The following is a 13,819-nucleotide window of genomic DNA, read 5'->3' on the forward strand; positions in this document are numbered from 1 at the left end:
TAAATAATCCCTTCTGCTGAAAAACTGTCAGTAGAAGGGATTATTATTTATATAATATATGCTCTGATGATACGAGTGTACATCGTTTATTCCAAGGTCAGCGGTACTCCTTTATAGAAGTCTAAAATCTTGGTACGGAACAGATAATCGTATTTAGCCTGAATACGGTCGGATACAGCTTTTAGCCAGTTTGTACGAGCCTCATTGAATTCGGTTGAAGTCGCTTTGCCGTTGGCATATTTCTCTTTCATCAAATTGAATGAAGCCTTTGCAGCTTCATCGGCGGTGCGACTGCTTTCGAATTTGCTTTCTGCATTGACTGCATTGTAATATGCCTGTTGTATTTCTTTGTACAAAGCTTTCTTGGCATCTTCCAGTTGCCAGCTGAGAGTCGTTTGCTGTATACGGGCTTTTCTTACCTGATTGCGTGTAGAGAAGCGATTGAATATCGGGATATTGAGTGATAATCCGATGTATTGGCTGAAATTATCTCTCAATTGTGACCCGAAGTTGCCGTTCTCTCTTCCTGAAACATTGTAATAGCTGGTGGCTATACCGGCCCCCAGGCTGAGTTGGGGATAATATCCGCTTTGAGCAATACGTATACTTTTTTGAGCTCCTTCCACGCGATATTGCGCAGCTTTGATGCTAGGCTTAATCAGTAAGGCCTCGCTGTAAATGTCGGCAGGAGAAGTCAGTATGCTGAAATCTTTATTCTCGTCGATGGATGGAGAAACGATACCGAAGCCTTCTGGAGTTGGTAATTCCAGCAATTGGCTCAAGTCCAGAAGAGCCAGACGGTATTCGTTGTCGGCTTGTACGGCAGACAACTGATCTTGTGCTGCTCTCGACTTGGCTTCGTAGAGTTCCGCTTCGGAAGCTTTTCCCACCTTGAAGAAAGCGGTCTTTTGTTTGAGCATTTCTTCACTGAGGGCCACTTGTTCGTGAGCTACTTTTGCCAACTCCTCATTGAATAATACCTGCAGGTAAGCGGAGGTGACCTGAATACTGATGTCTTCCTTGGCTTTGTTTAAATCTTCTACAGCCGCTTTCAGATTCAGTTTGCTTAGGGCTATTTTGTTAGGGATTTGCATACCTGTGAATAAAGGAATACTGGTGTTGAGATTTAAACCGGTATTCTGTGTATTCAGCTGTTGGTAGGTATTGTCCATTTGCAGGCTTCGTCCGAAGTTGAACGAATGCGATGCGCTACCATTCAAGTCGGGTAACCGGCTCCATTTAGCTGTATTCAGGTCTACTGCACTCTCGTCTTTGGCTGCTTCCTGCTGCTTGATGGTCAGATTATGCTCGATGGCATACTCTATACATTGCTTCAGATTCCATTGTTTTTGTGCCATGGCAGAGCCGGCAGACAGAACTGCTATCGTTACAAAGGTGATATATTGCTTTTTCATATGGCTTCTTTTTTCATTCCGCGTACCACTTCATTGGCTTTCAGTCCTTCTTTAATTTCCACTTTTATACCATCGCTGATTCCGGTTTTGACCAGTCTGCGTTCAAATACTTGTGTAGTGGTACTGTCTTTCAGTATATATACAAAGGCAGAGTCGTTGCTGAATTCTACAGCACTCTCCGGAATAGCCAGTACATTCTCGGCACGCTGCAGTTCTATTTCGGCATTGGCACTGTATCCGGAGCGGATAGTTACACTGTCCGGAACGGTAATGGCTGCCTTGATTTCGAATTGGTTGGCACCATTATTTTCTACACTCTTAGGAGATATATACTCCAGTACTGCATCGAACTTCATGTCTTGCAAAGCTCCTAAGGTAATCTTTACAGGAATACCTTCATGGATGCGTCCCACTTCTGTTTCATCTATATTTCCCCGGAAGATAAGGTCGCTCATATCGGCTACAGTCGCAATGGTTGTTCCGTCGTTGAATGTATTACTCATGATTACGGAGTTACCCACTTTGATGGGAACGTCCAGAATTAATCCGTTGATAGTAGAACGAATCAGTGTGCTGCTGAATGAAGCGCTGTTTTTGGTGATTCCTTCTTTTACGATTTCCAGATTATCTTTAGCGGCCTGTATTTCTTCGCGAGCCTGACGGGCTGCAAGCAGTGTCTGTTCGTATTCTTCGTTGCTTACCAGTTTGCTTTCGTAGAGTTTCTCCATACGCAGCAAATCTGTTTCTGCCTGTTTCCCGTTCATCTCTGCCAGGCGGACACGACTTTCGGCTGCATTCAGTGTTCCCAATTCGGGAATTACCTTTACCTTGGCTATTACTTCGTTTTTCTTTACAGTCTGACCAGCCTCTTTATAGACTTCAGAAATGATACCCGAAATCTGAGGTTTGATTTGTACCTCATCGCGCGGTTCTATCTTTCCCGTCGCAACGGTAGTTTGCACCAGATTGGTCTTTTCTGCTTTCATGGTGTGATACATGGTTTCCTCTGGTTGTGATTTTTGGTAAAGGAAAACAAACGTTCCGATAATGATGATTCCTGTCAGAACCAGTACGGCAATTTTGATGTACTTTTTCATATTTAAGATTGTTTTGATTTTCGGATTAGTTGAATTATAATTATTCGTCTCTGATGGCTTCTATCGGTTTGATAGCCATGGCACGGTAGGCAGGAGCCAGTCCAGCCAGTACACCCAATATCATCAATAAGATACAGGAACCAATGGCCGCCCAAAAGCTGATTTGAAAATGCACGGGATCTATAGGAGTACTTGTCGCTTCTTCTACAATGTTAAGTATGAATACGGCACACGAGATACCAATCATACCCGCCAGAATAGTTAATACAATACTCTCCGATAGAATCTGTTGCAGAATATCATTGGGGCGTGCACCAATGGCACGACGGATACCGATTTCGGTAGTACGCTCTTTTACTGTCACCATCATGATATTACTTACACCGATGGCTCCGGCGAGCAGCGTTCCCAGTCCTACCATCCACCCCAAGATACGTATACCCTCGAATACATTGTCCATCATACTGAACATGGCTTCTGCATTGACCTGGATAATAGCTTGCTGGTCGTCCGGGTGAATCATGTGAGCTTGTTTTACTATTTGTTCCACTTCTTTTTCCACTTCGCTGATTCGATATCCTTTACGGGCCGTGTAGCAGAGCAACTGTACCTTTTTTCCGAAGTTATAATTTTGTTGCATGGTCGTAAAAGGGATAACTACCGATGTTTCCGACTGTCCGTTGATAGACATGTTGCCCGATGCAGCATTCACCCCAATTACGCGATAATAAATACTATCTATTTGAATGTATTTTCCACAAGGATCACTCTTGTCGGGAAACAGACTTTCATAAATACGCTGTCCGATTACACATACCTTTCTTCTATCTCTGATATCCATATCATTCAAGTAACGTCCGAACACTATTTGAGGCGTTTCTATCTTTTCATAAACAGGATATAAACCTTTTAAAGTACCGGATATGTTGTTCTCCTTGTGTATTATATTGATGCCCCAGCGAGTCAGGTTAGGAGTGATGACATCAATACCAATTACATTGCGTCTGATTCGCTCCACGTCCTTATTTTCCAAATCCCAATACCGTCCTTGCTGAAAACCTTTGTATGCCTTGCTGGTTTGGTTGGAGGCCAGAAAGCCGGAATTGGTAGCAAATCCTTTGAACTGTCTTGACAATAAATCCCGTGTACCTTGTGCACCCCCCATTAAGCATACCAGCATAAAGATACCCCAGAAAATACCAAATGCAGTCAGTAGGCTTCGTGTTTTATTGCGGGTGATGGTGACAAGTATTTCCTCCCATGTGTCTAAATCGAACTTTCTCATACTTAATCTGCTCTAAGTGCCTCTATCGGGCGTATTTTTACTGCTTTTCTTGCCGGGAATAACCCTGCCAGCGTACCGGCAATGATAAGTGTCAGTGTGGCTTGAATAGCGATGCTGATATCCACAGTCGGATTTTCGAATACCGTAATAGAAGCCACTCCGATATCCATTGTCTGCTTGCCTGCAATGACATTCATATATTCGGTTGTGGCAATGCCGGCTACCATACCAATGTATCCGAAGAAAGTAGTGATTACCACACTTTCTGATATAATCAACCAAAGAATGGAAGAAGGTTTGGCACCCAGTGCTTTGCGGATACCGAATTCGTGTGTGCGTTCTCGTACGGTAATCAACATAATATTGCTGACCCCTACGATACCGCTTAGTAGAGTAAAGATTCCGATTACCCAAATCACGGTATGAAGTATGCCATTGGCTTGCTGCTGTTGGAGATATTGGGTAAAGCGATTCCATATCCAGATGGCTCCGTCGTCTTCTGCATCGAAGAATTTTTGTTCTCCAAGTGCTTTCCGATAGTCTTTTTCGAATTGCTCGTTAGTGGCCATATCGGTCAGCCCTTTGGTAGTAAAACCGATATCATCAATACTGTCTCCTTTGCTGTATACTAATTGCAGGGTCGTAAAAGGCACCAGTGCAGACGGAGAAAAACTGTTTTTGTCTGTATAGATTCCTATAATTTGATAAGCCACTCCTTGTGCATTGACGTATTTCCCTATAGGTTCTGTTTTGGGAAACAGAATACGGGCCGACTTTTCGTGAAGTACCATGACTTTACGTTTTTCCTGCATATCCCGTTCATTGATGAAACGTCCTTTCTTTAGCTTTATAGCCTCCAGTTCCGGATAGCTTGGAAAAACTCCATCCGTATTGATGGTAAGGAATTCTTTTTCGTAAGTAAGAACGACATCACTTTTGCTGACTGTAGCTCCGGTACTGATTACATGATCGGAGAAAGATCTTTCAGTCAGTTTGCGGTCTTTTTCGTTGAGGGAAATTTTTCTTCCTTCTTTTAATCCTTTATATGGTTTGGAAGTCCATCCGGGATAAATTTTGACAGAGTTCATTTTCATGTCTTTCGAACTGTTTTCAAATGCATGAATCAGTCCGTTGCCGGCGCCCAGAAGCACAATAAGCATAAAGATTCCCCATGCTACGGAAAAACCGGTCAGTGCCGTGCGCAATTTGTTGCGCATAATGGTCGCATATATTTCTTGAATCAGGTCGAGCATAATGTTATTTCATGTATCCGTTTTGTCCGAATGGAGAAGCGTTGTGGTCAATATTGTCTTCGATGCGTTCGATTATTCCATCTTTTATGTGGATAATCTTGTTGGTCTGGTTGGCTACACCACTTTCATGCGTTACCACCACAATGGTAAGTCCTTCTTTTTCGTGAAGTTCTTTCAGAATATTCATAACTTCTACCGATGTTTTGCTGTCCAATGCTCCGGTTGGTTCGTCTGCCAAAATAATCTGCGGTTTGGAAATCAAGGCACGGGCAATAGCTACACGCTGCTTCTGTCCGCCCGATAACTCGTTGGGCATGTGATGAGCCCATTCTTTCAGTCCGAGTTTTTCAAGGTATTCCATCGCCAGCTCATTCCGTTTCTTTCTGTTTACCCCTTGATAGAATAAAGGCAATGCCACATTTTCCATGGCATTTTTGAACGAAATCAAATTGAATGACTGGAATATGAAACCAATCATCCGGTTACGGTATTCGGCTGCCTTGTTTTCACTTAGGTCTTTGATTAATACTCCGTTCAGTCTGTATTCTCCCGAATCATAGTTGTCCAAAATACCTAAAATGTTAAGTAAAGTAGATTTTCCCGAGCCGGATGCTCCCATAATCGATACAAACTCTCCTTTTTCAATATCCAGGTTTATACCTTTAAGAACATGCAACGGTGCTCCGTTATGATAGGTTTTGTTGATTTCGTGCAAGTGTATCATACTTTTGTCTTCTGTTCGTTTTATACCTCATTAGACGTTGCTAAGGTAGGAAAAGTTACAAGAGTCTGTCATAAAATGAATAAAAAATTTGCGCGTTTTTTACGTATTCGTTACATTTGTCGCAATAAATTAACCCTAAAATAATATATCATCATGACAATAAACATGGAAAAACCCTACGTGGTAGGTATGGATATCGGCGGTACAAACACAGTGTTCGGTATCGTAGATTCTCGTGGAAATGTATTGGTTTCTGATTCTGTAAAGACTCAGGAGTACGACAAAGTAGAAGATTATGTAGATGCTGTCTGCAAAAAACTTCTTCCTCTGTTGCAGCAAGTAGGTGGTGCTGAAAAAATCAAAGGTATGGGTGTAGGTGCTCCGAACGGTAACTATTACAATGGTACAATTGAGTTTGCTCCAAACCTTCCATGGAAAGGAATTATTCCATTGGCTGCCATGTTCGAAGAAAAGTTAGGTGTTCCTACAGCTTTGACAAACGATGCAAACGCAGCTGCTATCGGCGAAATGACTTATGGTGCAGCACGTGGCTTGAAAGATTTTATCATGATTACATTGGGTACCGGTGTAGGTAGTGGTATTGTAATCAACGGTCAGTTGGTTTACGGTCACGATGGTTTTGCCGGTGAATTGGGACATGTAATTGTGAATCCGGAAGGACGTCAGTGCGGTTGTGGTCGTAAAGGATGTCTTGAAACTTACTGCTCTGCTACCGGTGTAGCACGTACAGCACGTGAATTCCTGGTACAGCGTACTGAACCAAGTTTGCTGAGAAATATCCCGGTAGAAGATATCGTATCAAAAGACGTATACGATGCTGCAATAAAAGGTGATAAACTGGCTTTGGATATCTTCGAATATACAGGTACTATCCTGGGTGAAGCTTTGGTAAACTTCATCGCATTCTCAAGCCCTGAAGCTATTATCCTGTTCGGTGGTCTGGCTAAGTCTGGAGATTATCTGATGAAACCGATCCAGAGAGCTATCGATAAGAATGTACTTAAGATTTACGAAGGTAAGACTAAGTTGTTGCTTTCTCAATTGAAAGATGCGGATGCTGCTGTATTGGGTGCTTCTGCATTGGGATGGGAAGTGAAAGAATAATATTTCCACATTCATAGAGAAGCGGCTGTCTGTAAAAGGCAGCCGTTTTTTTGTTTATAGATGGATGTTATATTGATAGCGGAAACGCAATTTATGTGTCATTATTCTGATTATTCTTGGTTTTAGCTAACCGGCATTTTGAAGAAAAATGCGACTCTTGTATTTAAAAGAGGGCTTTTCCTGTTTTATAACACGTTTGAAATATGCTGTATGGCATGTTTTGGGACTGGAAATAAACGAATTTGTGACTTGAATCGATGCCTGACGATACAAGTATCGGTGGCTTACGCGACTAATCGCGCAGGCTTATGTGATTAGTCACGTCGACTTCTTTCTCTGAAATGTTCGTTTTTTTTCTATGAATTCCTGATTTTCTATTTTGATAAGGCCGTTTTTTGATGTTTTTTGCTAATAAATCAAGTGATTTTTATCATGATAATCTGTACTTGATATCTGTGTATTTTGTGGCATTTATGAGGAAAGTGGCCATGTGCTCTATACATTTGCTGCGTGAGTTCGATTTTCGCTTGATTTATGGAAAATCGTATCTGCTAAAAAACGGCCTTTGTTTTCACAAACTCTGTATGTAGCTCCAGATTTGCTTGCCTGTGGGGCTCTGATTTGACATTTTGTCATTCATTATAATCGCACCAGCAGAATAAATTGGATATTTACATTTTGTCAGAAAGAGAACAAAAGATCATATAAAAAGAAAACCCTGTAAAAGCTTTTCAGCTTTTACAGGGTTTCTCATTCTAGGGATATTGTGTGTGTTTATTCTGTAGCGGCAAGATGAGGCATTTCCTGTGGTACATAGTCCATCTGGAAGAAACGGCTTGCACGGAGCAAATGACGCCAGATGCTTACCAATTCTTGTGATTCCTGAAGGATATTCAGGTATACCATTAATGCTTTCAGGTTGGTCGTATCAACTTCCTGCATACGGTTCATCTGTTGCTTGCGAAGAGCTGAAATCTTGTTTTTCAAATCATCTCCTTGCTTCAGAATTTCGTCTGCACTGTCGTAGTTGTTTTGATCGATAGCTGTGCGGGTACGCTCCATTAATTGAGATAGTTCTTGACGTATAGGGGTGAACTCTTCAATACAAACTTGTGGAATAGGGTTGAAGTTGTTATCCACGTGTTCTTTACAAGGTTCGCCGATACGTTTCAAACAGTAAAGCATCTGTTCGCAGCTGTTGCTTCCCAAGTGGAACCAAGTGTTCTTTTCTATTGCGATGGTGATAGGAATGCGTCGTAATCCTAAAATTTCCTTACGGCGACGTTTCTTCAACATCTTTTTCTGTTCGTCGGTTGAGTTGATGACTTTTCTCAGAAGCTTCAAGTCTTCATTGATAAAACCGTCAGTTGCTTGAATGTATGCGTTGCGACTGTATTCGATGTAGTCTGTCATGGTTTCTTTTACATGCTGGCGTAACAGTGAAAGGATTTCACTCTTGTCTTTAGTAGACATCATACGCTTGAATGTATCGTCCTGCTGTTCGGTCTTTTCTTTCTTGCTGTATTGGATGTTGCTGCGTACAAGGAGGAAGACTGCTACACAGATGAAGACAAACATACCCACGAAACTTGTATAGAACATGATGGCTGTAACCAAAGCACAGATGGTGAATGCTACGAATGCAGTGATAAACCATCCACCGATAACTGACAGCATACCGGTGATACGATAAACTGCACTTTCACGTCCCCATGCACGGTCTGACAATGAAGTACCCATGGCTACAATAAAGGTTACATATGTAGTAGAAAGAGGAAGCTTCATGGTTGTACCGATAATAATCAGCAGACCTGATAATACCAGATTGACAGCAGCACGTACCATATCAAATGCAGCACCATTTTCCAGTATCACTTCATCTTTGTTGAAACGGCTGTCTATCCACTGGCGTACGTTAGCCGGAATTACACGAGTCAGGAATTCGTTAATGTTGGTTGCACGACGCACAATGGTTCTGGCCAAAGCTGATGAACCGAACATTTCATCACCTTCTTCCTGACGGGCCAAGTCGACAGAAGTCTTGATTACGTTCTTGGCTTTTTTAGAAGTTGCAAGAGCATATACCATGATGATTCCCGAAGCAAACAGGAAAATAATCGGGGTTTGGGCTGACGACATGAGTGATGTCATCATGAAATTGTGTATATCTGTACCGTTTGAGTTGGCCATATAGTCTGTGTAGGCAGAAAAACCAGCCAAAGGTACACCGATAAAGTTCACCAAGTCGTTTCCGGCAAAAGCCAGAGCCAGAGAGAATGTACCTAGTAAGACGATGATACGGAATACATTCACTTTACACCAATGCAAGATTTGCATTAAGGCGGTGAAGAAAACAAAACATCCGAGAACTAATATGGTAGTATTTTCTTGAATCCATGCTAATGACTCCGGTGTCATGAAAGGAGCGCTTTTCAAACCTTTTATCAAAACGAAGTAAGAAAGAGCGGTTACAGAAATACCTCCGAAGATACCGATTGTCCAGGAAAGTTTTTTCTTATAATTGAAACTGAAAATCAGACGGGAGATGTATTGTACAAATGTTCCGGCAATGAAAGCAATGGCTACGGACAGGAAGATACCCATAATGACGGACAGCGCTTTTTCTGTATTCATCATATCGCCCAATGAAAGAAGTCCGCTTTCGTCGCCGATTATTTTAAGAATAGCTAAGATAAATGTACCACCTAAGAGTTCGAATACCATAGATACGGTAGTAGAGGTGGGAAGACCTAATGTGTTGAATACGTCCAGCAGTACCACGTCAGTGACCATGACTGCCAATAAAATACACATGATTTCGTAGAAACTGAAATTGGCCGGATGGAAAATTCCATGACGGGCAATATCCATCATTCCGTTACTCATGACTGCACCGGCAAACACTCCGATTGCTGCTACTATAACAATTGTTTTGTAACGTGCAACTTTCGCTCCGACTGCGGAATTCATGAAGTTTACAGCATCGTTACTGACACCTACCAGCAGGTCGAATACTGCCAGCATGAAAAGGAATATCACAATTCCTAGATAAACTGTTTCCATATAATATTGTTAGTACTGTTTTTATGCGTGCAAAAATACCCCAGACATATTATATTGAAGTGTCATATGTGTTACATTTGTGTTACAAAATCCGTCGAATACAGAATATATAATTATAGATAAGGTGTTTAAATGGTAGATCCGTTCTTTGGGTGTATTAAAATTGATGGATATTTCCATAATGATGTTTAATAAATAATATTTCCTTTTGTTACTATATGAGATACAACTGATTTTTTCTAACTTTGTACCCAAATATTTTAAAAAGTTATAGCGATGGCAGAGTCAAAAAGAATCAAAACCGCATTAGTTTCGGTTTATCATAAAGATGGTCTGGATGAGATTATTACAAAGTTGCATGCAGAAGGTGTAGAATTTCTTTCAACAGGGGGTACTCGTCAGTTTATCGAGTCACTGGGATACCCTTGTAAGGCAGTAGAAGATTTGACAACTTATCCTTCTATTTTAGGTGGACGTGTAAAAACCCTTCACCCTAAAGTGTTCGGAGGCATTTTGTGCCGTCGTGACCTGGAAGGAGACCTCCAGCAGATTGCACAATATGAGATTCCTGAGATTGATTTGGTGATTGTAGACTTGTATCCGTTTGAAGATACTGTGGCTTCGGGTGCCGATGCACAGGCTATTATTGAAAAAATTGATATAGGTGGTATCTCTTTGATTCGTGCAGCTGCCAAAAACTTCAATGATGTGGTAATTGTTGCCAGCAAGGCTCAGTATAAACCATTTGCCGATATCCTGAATGAAAACGGTGCGGTCACTACATTGGCAGAACGTCGCTGGTTTGCGAAAGAAGCTTTTGCTGTTTCTTCTCATTACGATTCTGCTATCTTCGGCTATTTCGATGGAGAAGAAGGCTCAGCTTTCCGTTGTGCGGTAGAAGACCAGAAAACTTTACGTTATGGAGAGAATCCTCATCAGAGAGGTTATTTCTATGGCGATTTAAACAAGGTTTTCGATCAGATTCACGGTAAGGAAATTTCTTACAACAACTTGTTGGACATCAACGCAGCTATTGATTTGATAGATGAATTTAGCGAAACTACATTTGCAATTCTGAAACATAATAATGCTTGTGGGCTGGCTTCACGTGAAACTGTGCTCGAAGCATGGAAGGCTGCCTTGGCTGGCGATCCGGTTTCTGCTTTTGGTGGTGTATTGGTTACAAATGCTCCGATAGACCGTGCTACTGCAGAAGAAATCAACGGATTGTTCTTCGAGGTGATTATTGCTCCGGATTATGATGTGGATGCATTGCAGATTCTTACTCAGAAGAAGAACCGTATTATTTTGGTACGTAAAGCAGCTGAAATGCCTCGCAAACAGTTCCGTTCTTTGTTGAATGGAGTATTGGTACAAGATAAAGATACTCGCATTGAAACTCGTGAAGACTTGAAGCAGGTTTCAGAAAAGGCTCCGTCGGAAGCTGAAATTGATGATATGTTGTTTGCAAATAAGATTGTAAAGAACAGCAAGAGTAACGCTATCGTTTTGGCAAAAGGCAAACAGCTGGTAGCAAGTGGAGTGGGACAGACTTCACGTGTAGATGCCTTGAAGCAGGCAATTGAAAAAGCAAAATCATTTGGCTTTGATTTGAATGGAGCTGTGATGGCCAGCGATGCGTTCTTCCCTTTCCCGGATTGTGTGGAAATTGCAGATAAAGAAGGTATCAAGGCAGTGATTCAGCCGGGTGGATCGGTAAAAGATGAATTGACATTCCAGTACTGCAACGAACATGGGGTAGCCATGGTGATTACTGGAGTTCGTCACTTTAAACATTAATATTTTCAGTGAAAGTATCTTGTTTTAATTGCCAGTGCATTTGAACAAGATACTTTCATTGTCTGTTTTGTAAATAGTTCAAAAGATAAAAAATGGGTTTATTCTCCTTTACACAAGAAATAGCAATGGATCTTGGAACTGCTAATACCATTATTATTAGCAACGACAAGATTGTAGTAGATGAACCTTCAGTAGTAGCACTCGACCGCCGTACGGAAAAAATGATTGCGGTAGGTGAACGTGCAAAACTGATGTATGAAAAAGAAAATCCGAATATCCGTACTGTACGTCCGTTGAGAGATGGAGTAATTGCAGACTTTAATGCGTGTGAGCAGATGATGCGTGGTTTGATTAAGAAAGCCAGCACCGGACGCCGCTTGTTTACTCCTTCACTTCGTATGGTGATTGGGGTTCCCTCCGGTTCTACCGAAGTTGAACTTCGTGCTGTACGTGATAGCGCAGAGCATGCAGGTGGACGTGATGTCTATCTGATTTTTGAGCCGATGGCTGCAGCAATAGGTATTGGTCTTGATGTGGAAGCTCCTGAAGGTAATATGATTGTAGATATAGGTGGTGGCTCTACGGAGATTGCTGTCATCTCCTTGGGTGGTATCGTTTCGAATAGTTCAATCCGTGTTGCAGGAGACGATCTGACTGCTGATATCCAGGAATATATGGCTCGCCAGCATAATGTCAAGGTCAGTGAACGTATGGCTGAACGTATCAAATTGCATGTGGGTGCTGCGTTGACCGATTTGGGTGACGATGCTCCGGAAGATTATATCGTGAGAGGCCCGAATCGTATTACAGCTTTGCCTATGGAAATTCCTGTATGCTACCAGGAAATTGCACATTGTCTGGAAAAGAGCATAGCAAAGGTGGAAACAGCTATTCTGAATGCCTTGGAAAATACTCCTCCCGAACTTTATGCAGATATTGTAAGCAATGGTATTTATCTGGCAGGTGGAGGTGCTTTGCTTCGCGGACTCGACAAACGTCTGACAGAGAAGATTAACATTCCTTTCCATATAGCCGAAGATCCGTTGCTGAGTGTAGCAAAGGGTACGGGTATTGCATTGAAGAATGTAGACCGTTTCTCATTCTTGATGAGATAATCTTTCTTCTTCCTTTTTTCTTTAAGCAGTGTAAAAGAGATTGTATGATAGTCTCCTTTGCACTGCTTAAAGTGATTAAAATCTTTTTTGTTTATGCAAAATCTGCTACGCTTCTTATTGAAATATAATTACTGGTTACTTTTCTTTCTTTTGGAAGTGATCAGTTTTGTCTTGTTGTTCCGTTTTAACAGCTATCAGGGAAGCGTATTTTTTACTTCGGCAAACTCATTATCTGGCATGATTTGTGAAGAGGTAAGTGATATTACTTCTTATTTTGGACTTCGTTCAGTAAACAAGGCATTGGTTGCAAGGAATACGGAACTGGAATTACTGGTCGAGAGGATGAAAAGGGAACTGGCTCATTATACAGCTGATACTACCTCTATTGTACGCTTGCAAGAAGATGTGTTACGGGATTATCAATGCTATCCGGCAGACGTGGTGAATAACAGCATTACCCGTCTGAATAACTATATTACTATTAATAAAGGAGAGAAAGATGGAATCCGCCCGGAAATGGGAGTGATTGATGGTAATGGAGTTGTGGGTATTGTGTATCAGACTTCTTCTCACTATTCGTTGATACTTTCCGTACTGAATGCCAAGAGTAGTATCAGTTGTAAGATAAAGCGTACAGAATATTTGGGTGCTTTAAAGTGGGAAGGAGGGTCTTCTCAGTATGCATTAGTAAAAGATATGCCTCGTCATTCTGAGTTTTCTTTGGGAGATACAATTGTCACCAGTGGATATAGTGCCGTATTTCCTGAAGGAATTCCTATCGGAGTAGTGGATGATATGAAAGATAGTCATGATGGATTGACGTATTGGCTGAGAGTGAAGCTTTTTACTAACTTTGCACGTTTGAATAGTGTGCAGGTGATAGCGGCTAAAGGAAGAGAGGAGTTGGGAGATTTGGAGAAATTGATGGAAAAAAATTAAAAA

At 41.5% G+C, this 13,819-nt stretch carries 10 protein-coding genes; 4 read left to right on the forward strand and 6 right to left on the reverse strand.

What is annotated here, in order from left to right; all coding sequences use genetic code 11:
• Positions 1 to 86 precede the first annotated feature (86 nt).
• The 5 genes from WKU26_RS08330 to WKU26_RS08350 are packed head-to-tail and all read right to left on the reverse strand — an operon-like array spanning position 87 to position 5,774.
• A complete protein-coding gene (locus WKU26_RS08330) occupies positions 87 to 1,415 on the reverse strand; it encodes a TolC family protein (protein WP_340321634.1) in 1,329 nt (442 codons plus the stop codon).
• On the reverse strand, positions 1,412 to 2,512 hold the full coding sequence (locus WKU26_RS08335; protein ID WP_340321635.1) for an efflux RND transporter periplasmic adaptor subunit: 1,101 nt from the start codon (positions 2,510 to 2,512) through the stop codon (positions 1,412 to 1,414). Before WKU26_RS08335 ends, WKU26_RS08330 begins: the two co-directional genes overlap by 4 nt.
• Before the next feature lie 40 nt (positions 2,513 to 2,552).
• A complete protein-coding gene (locus WKU26_RS08340) occupies positions 2,553 to 3,797 on the reverse strand; it encodes an ABC transporter permease (protein WP_340321636.1) in 1,245 nt (414 codons plus the stop codon).
• Between the two features lie 2 nt (positions 3,798 to 3,799).
• A complete protein-coding gene (locus tag WKU26_RS08345) occupies positions 3,800 to 5,050 on the reverse strand; it encodes an ABC transporter permease (RefSeq protein ID WP_340321637.1) in 1,251 nt (416 codons plus the stop codon).
• A 4-nt stretch (positions 5,051 to 5,054) separates the two neighbouring features.
• The gene (locus tag WKU26_RS08350; RefSeq protein WP_269877139.1) at positions 5,055 to 5,774 is read right to left on the reverse strand and encodes an ABC transporter ATP-binding protein; all 720 of its coding nucleotides are present in this window, start codon (positions 5,772 to 5,774) and stop codon (positions 5,055 to 5,057) included.
• Between the two features lie 153 nt (positions 5,775 to 5,927).
• Here WKU26_RS08350 and WKU26_RS08355 point away from each other — a divergent pair, with 153 nt between their 5' ends.
• Positions 5,928 to 6,899 carry an ROK family protein gene (locus tag WKU26_RS08355; protein ID WP_340321638.1) on the forward strand — a complete coding sequence of 324 codons (972 nt, stop codon included), beginning with the start codon at positions 5,928 to 5,930 and terminating at the stop codon, positions 6,897 to 6,899.
• Between the two features lie 774 nt (positions 6,900 to 7,673).
• On the opposite strand, the gene WKU26_RS08360 is transcribed toward WKU26_RS08355, so the two are convergent.
• Positions 7,674 to 9,962 (reverse strand): inorganic phosphate transporter, encoded by a 2,289-nt coding sequence (locus WKU26_RS08360; RefSeq protein ID WP_340321639.1) that lies wholly within the window; start codon positions 9,960 to 9,962, stop codon positions 7,674 to 7,676.
• A gap of 276 nt (positions 9,963 to 10,238) precedes the next feature.
• On the opposite strand from WKU26_RS08360, the gene purH reads away from it, so the two are divergent.
• The 3 genes from purH to mreC all read left to right on the forward strand — a co-directional run bounded on the left by purH (position 10,239) and on the right by mreC (position 13,816).
• Entirely contained in the window at positions 10,239 to 11,762 is a 1,524-nt protein-coding gene (gene purH / locus WKU26_RS08365; RefSeq protein ID WP_340321640.1) for a bifunctional phosphoribosylaminoimidazolecarboxamide formyltransferase/IMP cyclohydrolase, read from the forward strand.
• A gap of 92 nt (positions 11,763 to 11,854) precedes the next feature.
• The gene (locus tag WKU26_RS08370; RefSeq protein WP_269877135.1) at positions 11,855 to 12,877 is read left to right on the forward strand and encodes a rod shape-determining protein; all 1,023 of its coding nucleotides are present in this window, start codon (positions 11,855 to 11,857) and stop codon (positions 12,875 to 12,877) included.
• Between the two features lie 93 nt (positions 12,878 to 12,970).
• Positions 12,971 to 13,816, forward strand: coding sequence for a rod shape-determining protein MreC (gene mreC, locus WKU26_RS08375; protein ID WP_340321641.1), 846 nt, complete (start codon positions 12,971 to 12,973; stop codon positions 13,814 to 13,816).
• Positions 13,817 to 13,819: the final 3 nt, after the last annotated feature.

It is taken from the genome of Phocaeicola sp. HCN-40430 (genome assembly GCF_037890285.1).
Lineage (GTDB): Bacteria > Bacteroidota > Bacteroidia > Bacteroidales > Bacteroidaceae > Phocaeicola > Phocaeicola acetigenes.

What these genes read in the sequence shown, in the direction of transcription:
- purH (WP_340321640.1), top strand. Translation starts at nt 10,239, where the DNA reads ATGGCAGAGTCAAAAAGAATCAAAACCGCATTAGTTTCGGTTTATCAT.
- WKU26_RS08335 (WP_340321635.1), bottom strand. Translation starts at nt 2,512, where the DNA reads ATGAAAAAGTACATCAAAATTGCCGTACTGGTTCTGACAGGAATCATC.
- WKU26_RS08330 (WP_340321634.1), bottom strand. Translation starts at nt 1,415, where the DNA reads ATGAAAAAGCAATATATCACCTTTGTAACGATAGCAGTTCTGTCTGCC.
- WKU26_RS08350 (WP_269877139.1), bottom strand. Translation starts at nt 5,774, where the DNA reads ATGATACACTTGCACGAAATCAACAAAACCTATCATAACGGAGCACCG.
- WKU26_RS08360 (WP_340321639.1), bottom strand. Translation starts at nt 9,962, where the DNA reads ATGGAAACAGTTTATCTAGGAATTGTGATATTCCTTTTCATGCTGGCA.
- WKU26_RS08355 (WP_340321638.1), top strand. Translation starts at nt 5,928, where the DNA reads ATGACAATAAACATGGAAAAACCCTACGTGGTAGGTATGGATATCGGC.
- mreC (WP_340321641.1), top strand. Translation starts at nt 12,971, where the DNA reads ATGCAAAATCTGCTACGCTTCTTATTGAAATATAATTACTGGTTACTT.
- WKU26_RS08370 (WP_269877135.1), top strand. Translation starts at nt 11,855, where the DNA reads ATGGGTTTATTCTCCTTTACACAAGAAATAGCAATGGATCTTGGAACT.
- WKU26_RS08340 (WP_340321636.1), bottom strand. Translation starts at nt 3,797, where the DNA reads ATGAGAAAGTTCGATTTAGACACATGGGAGGAAATACTTGTCACCATC.
- WKU26_RS08345 (WP_340321637.1), bottom strand. Translation starts at nt 5,050, where the DNA reads ATGCTCGACCTGATTCAAGAAATATATGCGACCATTATGCGCAACAAA.